This window comes from Ornithinimicrobium sufpigmenti, from assembly GCF_004322775.1.
Classification (GTDB): Bacteria; Actinomycetota; Actinomycetes; order Actinomycetales; family Dermatophilaceae; genus Ornithinicoccus; species Ornithinicoccus sufpigmenti.
The window spans coordinates 933,386-945,512 of record NZ_CP036403.1 but is presented as its reverse complement, the minus strand read 5'-3'; the positions used below and the strand labels follow the sequence as shown (position 1 = coordinate 945,512).

Genomic DNA, 12,127 nt, shown 5'->3' with positions numbered 1-12,127 from the left:
CAGAAGGAGAACGCGATGAACGGCGCACACGCCGGAAACCAGGACGACCACACAGGCGACCAGAACCGGGGTCGACCCGAGGCCGGCCATGACCGCTCCGGTCGCGGCATGGGCATGTACCTGCGGTTCGCAGCGATGATCTTGACAGCCATGGTGGTGATGTATGCCGTCATGTTCGTCAGCTCCTATGAGTGGAGCCACATCCGCTGGAGTCAGAGTCGCATGTTCATGGCCCTCACCATGGGCGGCACCATGGGCCTGATCATGCTCGGGTGGATGCTGAACATGTACCGTAACACCGTCGCCAACCTGACCATCGTCGCCGTCAGCCTCCTGCTACTCGGAGGCGGCGCCTTCCTGGACCGCAGCCAGACGACCGTCGATGACAGTGCGTTCATGAGCGCGATGATCCCCCACCACTCCATGGCGATCACCCGGGCAGAACACGCCGCCATCGAGGACGTGCGCGTGTGTCAGCTGGCGGTCGAGATCAGCAAGGCCCAACGCCGGGAGATCTTCGAAATGGACTGGTTGATCCAGGACATCAAGCGCAATGGCCTGGCCACGACGACCGAGGAAGCCCAGGAACGACCGATGCCCGACTACCAGGAACCAGCCGAGCGTCAGTGCCCGCCACGTTGACGTCCGCCGGCGCGAGACTTGCACTCGGCGAACACACATGAGAACGGCGCTCCCCGAGCCCCCCCCCCCCGGGAAGAAGCAATCACTTCAGTGATAACCGCTTGCTACCTCGGGTGTCCCACTCGCCGGATGGAACCGGCTGGGCCACTCTTGCTGTTGCGCGAGGGCACACGCCCTGAAGGTTCCCCGTTGACGGTCAGCATCAACAGACTCAGCAACTCCACACCAGCATTCTCTGACATCCTCTATTGGCTCCCTTCTGTGTCAAGCGGGGGTCTTGAGAGGGTCCTATCCCTGGTGGTGGCGGGTCCGGGAAGTGACTGATTTGAAGTGTCGGTGTGGGGCTGTGAGCCGGCCGCGCGGGATGACAGTGACGCGCCCCGGTGTCCTCCCGGGCCCGTCCCGGCCGTGGTGATGATGTCGTTGAGCATGGTGCGGTAGACGATGTCGGACAGGCGCCGTTTCAGGCAGTGCATCGCCGCGTTAAGCGTCTTGCCGGCAGCGACCTTCCGGTCGTAGTAGGCCCGCCCCTGGGTCGTCCGGGTGCGTAGCTGGACGGTGGCCATGATGTGCAGCACCTGGTTGATGTGCCGGTTCCCGCCCCGGGAGAGCCCTTGGCGCACGTCGTCGCCAGAGGAAGCGTCTACCGGCGCGGTGCCGGTTCCTGCTCGTCCCTGAGCTGTTCCTTCCTGATGACCTCGACATGTTGGGTCGGTCAGGAGGGCACCGCTACTACCAGCTGAGCTTTCCCTTCTTCAGCCTCTCCCGACCATGTCGGCGGCCGGGGTAGCGCAAGCCAAATGAGAGTCACACCACCAGGATGGACAGCCGCGGACGAGCGACCACCCCGACCACCTGGACCGAGCCTGGCCGAGCACCGATCCTGAGGTCAAATAGAACTAGTAGACGCGCTGAGGACGGCTACGCTCGTCCGATCATGTCGCCCTGAGACCGTGGCGGATTTCGGGGTAACTTATCTTATGGGCAGCGCGACGCCCGAGGACCTCGAGGAGACCATGCGACGCCTCACAGGGAAGGCCCGGAGCCTGCTGATCACGGCGTCGACCGTTGCACGGTTCCGTGGGGCACAAGAATGCGACGCATCAGACATCCAGGTCGCTCTTCTTCTGCTTGTCTTGCACCCTGGCGTCGCCCTCTATGCCGATGCGGAAGCGAGTACATCCCCGCCGCAACTGCCCTTCGCTTCTGACTTGCAGGAACTTCTGACGAGAACGGGTGAGGAACTCGAGGTAGAGGAACTGCAACGGTTCGCGGAGGGTTCCTAACCCACCCCCGTGCGCCGACCAGCAACGCATTTTGCTGCCGCGCCCCGGATCCTCCCTGTAACTCTGGTTAGCGATCACCGCGCGAGGTAATGCAGCGGTTCAGGGACCCTTTCGTGTGCGACTTTGACGGCGCGATGCACGAGGGAAAGTCCGAGTCCGCTCTCCGCGCTCTCGCAAGCAAACGCGAGCCAGTTGGACCTGGCCGGTCAACTGGTCCAGTTCGTGTCACCAGCTGGAACCATGATTGCTCCGTTCCGCGTGGAGACGGCTTCGTGCCACGCCTACCTCTCGTGCCAGGCGCCGGTCAGACTCGGACTGATCGTGTCCGTCGGAAGCCGGTAGGCACGTTCACTGATGAGCGTCCTGCCAGCATCTGTTCCCGAGTTGGTCGGGGGGGCCAACCCGACCCCGACGGCGAAGGGACGTTGTGTCGATGGACTTGACTGCCCCGCCGTTCGCTGGTCCCCGTCCGGCGCTCGGCGAAATATGCCCCTGCGACGTAGGAGCCACCAGCTGCCGCACACGTGTCTGACTCGGCTTCTGCCCGAAGACGAATGGCAGGGCCTTCCACGCGTTCTGGCGCGTTCAAGCCGGCAGGTACTTCTCGACTTGAGCGAGCAAGTCTTCCGGTGACAGCCACATGGAGGGGTACTCCCCATACCACCGTCGCTGACCTTCGCGGTCGATGAGGACGAAGCTGTGACCCGGCAATCCGGCGTGCATACCATTGCCCAAGGTTCCGTACGCCTGGGAGACGGTGCCGTCGTCCAGGAGGAACGGGGTGCGGACCCCGTTGAGCTGCATGTCGTGGGTGATCTGCTCGCGGGTGTTCATCACGACGGGAAGGAAGGTGATGTCGAGCCCCTCGAACAGCGCGGCGTTCCTCTCGATCTCCGCCATCTGCACGAGGCAGGACTGGCAGCCAGCTCCCTCGTTGAAGTACAGGACCACGTTGCTGCCGCGGAACTGGTCCAGGCTGACGGTGCCGCCTGCGGTGTCGCTCAGAGTGAACTCGGGCGCAGCGTCGGCGAGCTCGGTGGACGCCGGTCGGGAGGTGAGCAGCATGGCGGTGACGACCATGGCGACGAGCACTAGGGCGGTGCCGACGAGGCCGTACCGGCGGACTCGGCGAGAGCGTTCCTCGGACCGCGCCTCGGCAGCGATCCGGGCTAGTCGGTTCTCACGGGCTGATCTGGTGGACACGTCGGCTCCTTCAGTTGCGTGCATCATTGGTGGGGACGCTTGGGGTATGCGCTGCCACGCCGTGGTGGCAGCCCTGGGCGGCGGGGTCCGCAGCGTCTGTGTCCTCGTCCGTGGGGGCATCGGCTCCGGGTCGGCGGCGGTCGCGGAGTGTGGCAACGACGAAGACGGCGGCGAGGCCGAGCACGGCGAGGCCGAGCACGGGCTCTGGCACCGGGGAGGTCCACTGCTCCAGCCGGCTGAAGAAGCCGGCCAGGCCTCGACCGGCCGCGACCTGGATCGCGGGGCCACTGGTCATGGTGCCGGTGCCGGCGAGGTAGAGGACGAAGACGCCCATCGCGGCGAACCCGGCAGCCACCACCAGGTTGATCGAGTTGGTGTGCAGCACGCGGGTGCCCAGCCGGAACCGAATTGCCCGTGCCTGCAGCAGTTTGCGCTCGCCGAGCCGGAAGCGGTCCCAGCCGAGGGCGATGAGGAACAGGGGGAAGACCATGCCGAACGTGTAGGCCAGACCCAGGGTGAGGCCACCGACCGCCGACCCGGAGAGCGCGGACAGGGTCATGACGCCGGCCAGGACGGGAGCGCAGCAGGCGCTGGCGATGCCGGAGAACACGCCGAGGCTGAAGAAGCTCAGGCCGTCACCGCCTCTGGTGTCGGGGGCGCGCAGGGAGGCGGGGAGGGTGAGCATGCGGCCGGAGAGGCTCAGCGCGGCGAGGGCCAGCATCAGCGCGCCGCCGGCGTAGTAGAGGGGCGTGTGGTAGTTGGCCACCGCGGAGGCCACCAAGCTGATGCCCAGGGTGATGGGGACCAGCACCAGCGCGAGGCCGGCTGCGAAGAGGAAGGTGAGCGGCAGCAGCCGCCACCGCCGGTTCTTCACGGCGGCGGCGAGGTAGCTGGGGGCGAGGAAGACGATGCAGCAGGGGGCGAAGAGGGCTACACCGCCGGCGAGGAAGGCAGCCAGGACGGAGCCGGTAGTGAGCAGTTCACCCATCTCAGGCCCCGATCAGGCGCAGAAGCTTGCGGCGCGGCAGCCTGCCCTGGCTGAAGAACGATCCGTCGACCAGCACCAGCGGAGTCATCGCGGCCCGATGCTGGCGCATCAGGGCCTGTCCGTCGGCAGCGCGGGCATCGAGCGAGGTCACCTGGATGGGGTGGCCGTCCCGGGCGAGCCCGGCGAGCACGGCGTGAGCGTCGTCGCAGAAGTGGCAGCCGGGGTTCTCGACGACGGCGACCTGCACTGGTCGCGAAACTGTGGTCACGGGGGTTCCTTTCCTGCACCGGAATGACGGGACCAAGCCTCACACTCGCGGCCTGTGGCTGCCGTCGCCGTTTTATGGAGGTTTGGTGTCGTCGTTGGGAGTTCGCCATCGGATCTCCACAGAACTGGCGTCGGCAGACCGGGCGGGTGCCTGCACAGTGGTGGCTATGGCCACATCTACGCTTGAGCTGCCCACTCCGCCCCGTCGACGGCCGCGTACCTGGTGGGCAACGGTCCGCGCCGGTTTCGGAGCGGCCTTGGGTCTCGTGCCTCACGTCCTGCACCACGTCGGCCTGATCGCCGGGGCCGCGGTGCTGACCGGTGCGCTGGGCAACAGTGTCCTCTACGTCGTGGGGCTGCTGTTGAGCATCCCCCTGCTGCGCCGTCTCCGCTCCAGGTTCGGCACCGGGTGGGCACCGGCCCTGGGAGTCGCCTTGTTCACCGCCCTGTTCGCCCTGTCCGCGTTCGTGGTGGGCCCACGGCTTGGCGGGGCCGACGCCCCCGCTCCGACGCCCGCGATTCCTTCCCCCTCGGTCACGACGCCTGCCGAGCACGACGGGCATCACTGAAACCTCCTGGGCAGAGGACCGCCCGAGGTCGTTGTGGGTGATGAGATCGTCGAACCGGTCCATGAGGACCGTCTGGTCGGGATCGGCTGCCCAGCCGACGGCGTTTCAGGCCGCGGCAGTACTACGTTACGAGCTGGCCATGGTCACGCACGGGCCCAGCTGCCGGGCCTGGTGCGTGTGCGCCTGCGCTGCGGTCCACGATCGCGTAGCGAGGTCGCGGCAAGACCCCCGGCGTGATGGTGTGCGGCCGGGCCACTGCATGCTTACGAGCGCGCGTCCCGCTGTCCGGCGGGCGGAGGGACGGGCCGGGTCGGTGGTGTGATGTCGAGGTCGGCTGCGTCCTCGGTGTCGCAGGACCGCTCGACCTGCAGGGTGGAGAAGTAGACGTCGAACCGGTCCCTCAGGAGGGTCCTGGCCTGCTCCAGCACCGCCTCGCCATCACGTGCTGCCTCAGGGACGTGCAGGTGCGCCGAGAAGACGGTGCGCCCGGTGGTGATGGTCCAGGCGTGCACGTGGTGGACGTCGCGAACACCAGGCACCTGGCCCAGGGCGGTGATCACCGCGTGAAGGTCAAGGCCGTCCGGGGTGCCCTGCAGCAGGATGCGCAACGCTGAGCGCATGATGCTCCAGGACGCCCAGAGCAGCACCACGCCGAAGGCCATGCCGAGCAGCGGGTCGATGGCCAGGAACCCCGTGAAGCGGATGACCACGGCCGAGACGATGATGATCAGGCTGCCGACGAAGGTCTGCAGGATGTGCCAGAAGGCCCCCCTGATGTTGAGGTCGGTCTTCTGCCGCTGGTAGAGGAGCCGGAAGGCGATCACCTCGGTGATGATCCCGCCGGCGGCCACCCACAGCATGACGGTAGTGGACAGTTCGACCGGGTCGGCCAGGCGCGTCGCGCCCATCCAGAACACGTAGGCCGCCATCAGGGCTAGAAACACCCCGTTGAAGAGGGCGCCGAGGATCTCCGCCCGACCCCACCCGAAGGTCTCCTGCGCGGACGCGGGCCGTCGGCTCAGCCGCTGCGCGACAAGGGCGATGAGCACCCCGCCGACGGCCGAGAAGGTGTGGAACGCATCGGAGAGCACCGCCACCGAGCCGGTCCAGAGCCCGACGGCCAGCTCGACCACGAAGTAGACGCCGGTGAGCCAACCGGAGATCACCAGCGCTCTTCGGTCACCTCCGCCGGGGACGTGGGCGCCGTGGCCGCTCTGATTCATGTCACTCCTCCTCGTTCAGGGACGCAGATGTTCAGTGTCATCAACTCCGCACGAGCCGGGCGATCGCTCGTGAGGCCTGCTCCACCTGGTCCACGTGTGGGCTGGCGGCATCACCGGGTTGCTCGAAACACTGGTGCAGGTGGTCGTCGAGCAGCAGCAGGGCGACCGCCTGTAGTGCCCGGGTCGTCGCTGCGACCTGGGTGAGGATGTCGATGCAGTCCTCGTCGCCCGCCACCATGCCGCTGATGCCGCGGACCTGTCCCTCGATCCGGCGCAGGCGCACCTGGAGCGCGACCGGGCTGCGGGTGACGGAACTCATCGACCTGCTCCTGCCTGACCCTCGTGGCTTCGGTGCTCGTCACTGGCGCCGGTGGGCTGTCCGTACCGGTGGGGGTCGGCCTCGAAAGCCTCGGCGCAGTGCCCGGAGCAGAAGTGGAACGTGGCTCCGTCGTGCTCGCGGGTGGCCGCGGCGGTGGCCGGGTCGATGCTCATGCCGCACACCGGGTCGGTGACGGTGGCGACACGTTGCTGCCCGCGGTCATGCGCGAGCTGGGTCATGGTGTCGTCCTGGATGGTGTCCTCGCCGAGCTCGACCACCGGGTCCGTGGTCGGGACGTGGGTGACGGTAGGCAGCGGCGTGGGGGTAAAGGCACGCAGCCGGTTGGCGTTGGCGACCACCGACAGCGAGGAGAGCGCCATGGCCGCGGCGGCAATGATCGGGCTCAGCAGCAAACCGAAGGCGGGGTAGAGCACTCCGGCGGCGATAGGGATGCCGATGGCGTTGTAGCCGAAGGCGAAGACGAGGTTCTGTCGGATGTTGCGCATCGTGGCCTTGGACAGGTCGACCGCCGTGACGACCCCCGGAAGGCTGCCCGAGATCAGGGTGATGTCGGAGGACTCGATGGCCACGTCCGTGCCCGTGCCGATGGCTGAACCGACGTCCGCCTGGGCCAGCGCCGGGGCGTCGTTGATGCCGTCGCCGACCATCCCCACGACCTTTCCCTCCGACTGCAGACGCCTGACCTCGGCCGCCTTGTGCTCGGGCATGACCTCGGCGAGGACCCGCGTGATGCCAACCGTTCGAGCGATAGCCGCTGCGGTGTCGCGGTTGTCACCGGTCATCATGACGACTTCGAGGCCGCGCTTCTGCAAGGCCGCGATCGCGTCTACGGAACCGTCCTTGACGGTGTCAGCCACGCCGATGACGCCCGCGGCCTGACCGTCCACCGCGACCAGCATCGGGGTCTTGCCCTCCTGGGCCAAGCGCCGGAGGTCGGCATGCAACGCAGCCGCGTCGATGCCCGCGATGGACAGCAGCCTGTCGTTGCCGACCAGCACTTCCCGCCCGGCCACCAGCCCGCGCACGCCCTGGCCGGTGATGGAGTCAAAGGCTGTTGCCTCAGGAATGTTCAGACCACGCTGTGAGGCCCCGGTCACGATCGCGGACGCCAACGGGTGCTCCGAGGATGCCTCGACAGCAGCGACCAGTGTGAGCAGGTCCTGGGCTGAGAACTCCTGGGCCGGCAGCACATCGGTCAATGAGGGGGCACCCTGGGTGATGGTGCCTGTCTTGTCGAGCACCACGGTGTCGAGCTTGTGCGCGTTCTCCAGCGCCTCTGCGGAGCGGATCAGGATGCCGTTCGTGGCACCCTTGCCGGTGCCGACGGTGATCGACATGGGCGTGGCTAGCCCCAGCGCGCACGGGCAGGCGATGATCAACACCGACACCATCGCGACCAGTGCGAAGATCACTGCCGGCGGCGGGCCCACGAGCGTCCAGATGGCGAAGGTCCAGATGGCGATCATGATCACGGCCGGCACGAAGTAGCTTGAGACCTTGTCCACCACCCGCTGGATCGGGGCCTTGGACCCTTGAGCCTCGCGCACCAACGTGATGATCTGGGCGAGCATCGTCTCCGCACCGACCTTGGTAGCCGTGTACCGGAACGCGCCCGTCTGGTTGATCGTGGCACCGATGACCGTGTCGCCGGCCGTCTTGGTGACCGGGATCGGCTCACCGGTGACCATCGACTCATCCACCGCAGAGGAGCCCTCGAGGACCTCCCCGTCGACCGGCAGCTTCTCCCCCGGGCGGACCACGACGACGTCGCCGACGACGACATCGTCGATCTGCACCTCCAGCTCCTGGCCCGCGCGGATGACCCGAGCGGTCCGCGGCTGCAGGCCGATCAGCGCCCGGATCGCCTCGCCGGTGCCGGCCTTCGCCTTGGTCTCGATCAACCGGCCAAGGAGGATGAGCGTGATGATGACGGCGACGGCCTCGTAGTAGACCTCCTGGGCGATGTCGGGCAGCACCCACGGGACGAAGGTGACGACGACGCTGTAGCCGTACGCCGCGATGGTGCCCAGCGTGATCAGCGAGTTCATCTCGGCGGTGCGGTGGGACAGGGCCAGCCAGCCGGTGCGGTGGATCGGCCAGCCGGTGTAGAAGAAGATCGGCGTGGCCAAGGCCAGCTGGAACCAGCGGTTCATCAGTAGGTCCGGCACCCAGGTGGCGCCGAAGACCTCGTGCGCCATCACCGCGAAGACCAGGGGAAGGCTCAAGATCACGCCGACGATCACCCGCCGTCGCAGGTCCGTGATCTCGACGGCCCGCTCGGCTGCCTCCGCGTCCTCGGTCAACCCGAGGTCGGAGCTATCCTGCGGTCCTGGCTCGGCTGAATCGGCCGACTCAGGCTCCCCGTCGATACGAGGCGGCGCGGCAGGCCCGTCCCCCGGCTCCGCCGTGTCACCGGCCACCACCCGGACCCTGCCCTGGAGCATGTTCATCCCGCAGGCGAACCCGAACTCTCCGGTCTGCTGGGGGGTGAAGTCCACTGTGGTACTGGCGTATGCCGGAAGCGCCTGGTTGATCCGGAAATCGGGAAGGACCAGCCGGGAGGAACAGTCGCCGCTCTCCTGCCGGTCGAAGACCAGGCGGACGGGCACGCCCTGGACAACCTCGACCAGATCGGGGCTGTAGCCGCCCTTGACGGTCACTGTGACGACCTGACGCCCACCCTCCAGCTCCGCGCGCCGAGACTTCTTGGGGCCGAAGAAGTACCAGCCCGTCAAGACCGTCAGCACGGTGGCCGTGGCCACTGTCAACAGGACATCCATGATCGTGTTTCCTCTCGGCGACTCGTCGAAGCCCGCTTGGTAAGCGTCAATACCCTTGGGGGGTATACCTAGAAGATACAACCACCCGTGTGTTGGTCCAGTGGTTGAAAGGTGGAGATTCGGTGGCGGTGCATGGCCAGCGAACTTAGGTTGACTCTGCCGTCAAGCCGGTCAACGGCCCCTCGGCCCGCTGCCATGCCTCATCCACAGCATCAGGCCCACCATCATTGCCACGCAGGCCAGCGCATAGACGACGCCACCGGTTCCCCATGCCCCGGTGGCGATCAGGACGCCGACCAGGGCAAGCATGGGCACGCACATGAGCCACATCAGCTGGCCGTGCTGATACCCCTGGCCTGCGTGGTCCGGCGACGGCAGCACGGGAGGCGGCTCGTCCAGGGTGGGACGTGGGGTGCCCGGGGGGTCGTGGTGTCGCATGAGTGCCGCTCTCCTTGGTCATGTATGCGGTTACTGCACGAGGACCTCAGTGGTGACGCCCTCGTCCAGGGTGCGGATCACGCTGTCACCGACCACGGCGATCACCTCCAGGGATCCATCGTCGCTACGGCTGGCGGACAGGGCCGCTGCCTCGCCGAGCACGGCCGCCCCCAGGGACCAGCTCTGCCCCTCGTCGGTGCTGGTAGCGACCTTGCCGCCGGTGGTCAGGGCCACCACGGTGCTCGCGTCGGCCCAGGCCACCAGCACGGCCGGCTCCGGCGGGGCTAAGGCGTCCCAGGTGGCACCGTCGTCGGTGCTGCGCAGCAGGCCTGCGGCCGTGGTGGCCAGCAGCGTCCCGCCCGGGGAGGCAGCGAGAGCGCGGGGCGGCGCGGTGATCGAGCGTTCGTGCCAGGTGCGGCGGTCGGAGGAGGTGCGCAACGTCCCGTCGTAGCCGACCACGGTGCTGCCGGAGGTGGTCAAGGCATGGAAGTCCGACTCCCCGCCGCGTGAGGCCACGGTCCAGGTCATCCCCCCGTCCGCGGAGGTGAGCAGCCCCAGCGGCTCGGGAAGGTCGGTCTGCAGGCCGGGGTGGCCGGAGGCGTAGTAGGTCCCGTCGGCGTCAACGGCGAAGCTCATCAGGTCCATGACCGGGCCGACGGCGACCAGGTCGATGCCGACCTGGCGGAAGAGACCCTCGTGCGTGGCAAGCAGCAGGTCCCCACTGCCCGGGTCGCGGACGGCGGCGTGGATGTGAGTGATCGCGATCTCCTGCGCGTCCCCCTCCGTCGGGTTCTTGTCGGCCGTCGGGGAGCACCCCGCGAGGGCGAGGCCAAGGATCCCGGCCGCCGCCGCGAGACCCCGGTGCGTGCGCCGCGCGCGGGCGCTCATGAGTACCTCAGGTCGATCATCATCCCGGCCTCGGCGTGATAGATGTTGTGACAGTGGACCAGCCAGTCGCCAGGATTGTCGGCGTCGAGGTCGAGCGACACGGACTCCATAGGCGCCATCAACAGGGTGTCCTTGCGCAGCCCGTTGGGCAGCGCGAAGGTGTGCCCGTGCAGGTGCAACGGGTGCGGCATCATCGTCATGTTCACCGCGTTGAGCCGCAGGCGCTGCCCGGCCGCCACCCGCAGCGGCTCGTTCTGCCCGTACGCCGCGCCGTTGATCGTCCACAGGTAGGGCGCCATCGACCCTCCGAGCCTCAACGCCTCCGTGACGTCGGGACGCTTGGCAGGCAGCCGGACCGCGTCGTCCGGCTCCAGCTGCGAGCCGGCCAGAACCCTCCCGCCCAGCTCGCTCAGGGTCACGTCGGCCGCGGGCACAGAACCGGTGCCCGTGCGGATCACCGCCAGCCCCTGCCCGCCCGTGCTCTTTCCCACCGGCCGCGCCACGAGCGGGAACACCCCCGGCTCCAGGGCGACGACCGCGTCATACCGCTCCCCCATGCCGATGTAGAGTGCGTCGGTCTGCACCGGTGTGAGCGGCCAGCCGTCAGTGTGGGTGAGGGTCATACGGTGCCCGCCCAGGGCGACCGCGAAGATGGTGTCCGACGCGGCGCTGATGATCCGCAGCCGCACCCGCTGCCCGGCCCGAGCCTGCAGGACCGGCGGGTCGCTGGGCAGCTTGCCATTGATGAGGTAGTGGGGGTAGGTCACGTCACCGGTGTCGGCACCCCAGGGGGCCTCGCCCAGCCCTACGGACATCGAGCCGTGGTGCATACCGGCCATCGCCCCGTGGTCCATGCCGCCGGTGCCGGAGGCGCCGTCGGCGACCAGCTGCTCCAACACCTCCTCGGGCGTGGTGCCGGTGCCGTCGATCCAGTCGTCCAGGACCACGACCCACTCCAGGTCGTAGTCACCGGGTTCGGCCGGGTCCTCGATGATCAGTGGCGCGTACAAGCCGCGGTCAAGCTGGGTACCGACATGGGGGTGAAAGAAGTAGGTGCCCGGGTCGGGGGCCGTGAACTCGTACAGGAAGCTCTCCCCCGTCCGTACCGGGTCCTGCGTCAGGCCGGGGACGCCGTCAGCCTGCTGCCCCAGCCGGACACCGTGCCAGTGGACGGTGGTATCGGCAGGCAGCTGGTTGTCCAGGGTGACCCGCAGCAGGTCCCCGGCGTTCGCCCGCAACGTCGGGCCGGGGGCGGCGTCCCCGTAGGCCCACGTCTGCACCGTCCTGCCGCCCAGGTCCAGGGTGACCGGACGAGCGGTCAGGCGGGCGCTCATGACGGACTGTCCGGACAAGGGTGGCACGGGCTCGGGGGGCGGGAAGGCCGCAGCAGGGCGCGTCGCCGAGGCGTCGCCGGAGCAGGCGGCCAGGGCCGCCGAGGCGCCCAGGCCAAGGCCGGCGAGGAGCACCTGACGTCGTGAGGGACGGATCATGGTTCCGTCCAGG

At 68.0% G+C, this 12,127-nt stretch carries 13 protein-coding genes; 2 read left to right on the top strand and 11 right to left on the bottom strand.

Annotated elements, in window-relative coordinates:
* Window positions 1–15: 15 nt before the first annotated feature.
* A complete protein-coding gene (locus ESZ52_RS04405) occupies window positions 16–642 on the top strand; it encodes a DUF305 domain-containing protein (RefSeq protein ID WP_238154469.1) in 627 nt (208 codons plus the stop codon).
* Window positions 643–887: 245 nt separating this feature from the next.
* Here the strand turns inward: ESZ52_RS04405 and ESZ52_RS04400 are convergent, their stop codons facing one another.
* The 5 genes from ESZ52_RS04400 to ESZ52_RS04380 all read right to left on the bottom strand — a co-directional run bounded on the left by ESZ52_RS04400 (window position 888) and on the right by ESZ52_RS04380 (window position 4,387).
* Window positions 888–1,361 carry a transposase gene (locus tag ESZ52_RS04400; protein ID WP_131106425.1) on the bottom strand — a complete coding sequence of 158 codons (474 nt, stop codon included), beginning with the start codon at window positions 1,359–1,361 and terminating at the stop codon, window positions 888–890.
* Between the two features lie 384 nt (window positions 1,362–1,745).
* Window positions 1,746–2,006, bottom strand: coding sequence for a hypothetical protein (locus ESZ52_RS04395; RefSeq protein WP_131103860.1), 261 nt, complete (start codon window positions 2,004–2,006; stop codon window positions 1,746–1,748).
* A 507-nt stretch (window positions 2,007–2,513) separates the two neighbouring features.
* Complete coding sequence (locus ESZ52_RS04390; protein WP_238154468.1) at window positions 2,514–3,131, bottom strand: peroxiredoxin family protein; 618 nt, start codon at window positions 3,129–3,131, stop codon at window positions 2,514–2,516.
* A 10-nt stretch (window positions 3,132–3,141) separates the two neighbouring features.
* Window positions 3,142–4,119, bottom strand: coding sequence for a cytochrome c biogenesis CcdA family protein (locus ESZ52_RS04385; RefSeq protein WP_131103858.1), 978 nt, complete (start codon window positions 4,117–4,119; stop codon window positions 3,142–3,144).
* A 1-nt stretch (window position 4,120) separates the two neighbouring features.
* Entirely contained in the window at window positions 4,121–4,387 is a 267-nt protein-coding gene (locus ESZ52_RS04380; RefSeq protein WP_131103857.1) for a glutaredoxin, read from the bottom strand.
* 265 nt (window positions 4,388–4,652) lie between these two features.
* On the opposite strand from ESZ52_RS04380, the gene ESZ52_RS04375 reads away from it, so the two are divergent.
* A complete protein-coding gene (locus ESZ52_RS04375; protein WP_238154481.1) occupies window positions 4,653–4,955 on the top strand; it encodes a hypothetical protein in 303 nt (100 codons plus the stop codon).
* Window positions 4,956–5,218: 263 nt separating this feature from the next.
* On the opposite strand, the gene ESZ52_RS04370 is transcribed toward ESZ52_RS04375, so the two are convergent.
* The 6 genes from ESZ52_RS04370 to ESZ52_RS04345 form a co-directional block, all read right to left on the bottom strand.
* On the bottom strand, window positions 5,219–6,178 hold the full coding sequence (locus ESZ52_RS04370; protein WP_131103856.1) for a cation diffusion facilitator family transporter: 960 nt from the start codon (window positions 6,176–6,178) through the stop codon (window positions 5,219–5,221).
* Window positions 6,179–6,218: 40 nt separating this feature from the next.
* Entirely contained in the window at window positions 6,219–6,497 is a 279-nt protein-coding gene (locus tag ESZ52_RS04365; RefSeq protein WP_131103855.1) for a metal-sensitive transcriptional regulator, read from the bottom strand.
* Window positions 6,494–9,280 (bottom strand): heavy metal translocating P-type ATPase, encoded by a 2,787-nt coding sequence (locus ESZ52_RS04360; protein ID WP_238154467.1) that lies wholly within the window; start codon window positions 9,278–9,280, stop codon window positions 6,494–6,496. The genes ESZ52_RS04365 and ESZ52_RS04360 overlap by 4 nt, the downstream gene beginning before the upstream one ends.
* 189 nt (window positions 9,281–9,469) lie before the next feature.
* Entirely contained in the window at window positions 9,470–9,736 is a 267-nt protein-coding gene (locus ESZ52_RS04355) for a hypothetical protein (RefSeq protein WP_145968820.1), read from the bottom strand.
* 30 nt (window positions 9,737–9,766) lie between these two features.
* Window positions 9,767–10,624, bottom strand: coding sequence for a F510_1955 family glycosylhydrolase (locus ESZ52_RS04350; RefSeq protein WP_131103852.1), 858 nt, complete (start codon window positions 10,622–10,624; stop codon window positions 9,767–9,769).
* Entirely contained in the window at window positions 10,621–12,114 is a 1,494-nt protein-coding gene (locus ESZ52_RS04345) for a multicopper oxidase family protein (RefSeq protein ID WP_131103851.1), read from the bottom strand. Before ESZ52_RS04345 ends, ESZ52_RS04350 begins: the two co-directional genes overlap by 4 nt.
* Between the last annotated feature and the right edge of the window lie 13 nt (window positions 12,115–12,127).